General features: G+C 68.4%; 1 pseudogene. It reads right to left on the bottom strand.

Annotated elements, in window-relative coordinates:
• Positions 1–206, bottom strand: a pseudogene (locus MFF40_RS28745) (transposase); the annotation flags it as partial.

Below are 206 nucleotides of genomic sequence, written 5' to 3' on the forward strand. Positions count from 1 at the left end.
CCGGTGTACTGGCGATGCACGCCGCACGAGGCTTTACCCTGCTTGAGAAAGCCGGCCTCATCCTGAGCCTGCCGAAGGATCGTCGAGAACCAGAACCGCGTCCGGGTCAGCCAGGGTCTCCGGGGCATAGTCCCGCACCACGTCGCGCAGAGCATCCGCATCCCAGCGTCCGCGCCCGAGCACCGCTTGCTGACGCCAGGGCCCGG

It is taken from the genome of Methylobacterium mesophilicum (genome assembly GCF_022179445.1).
Lineage (GTDB): Bacteria > Pseudomonadota > Alphaproteobacteria > Rhizobiales > Beijerinckiaceae > Methylobacterium > Methylobacterium mesophilicum.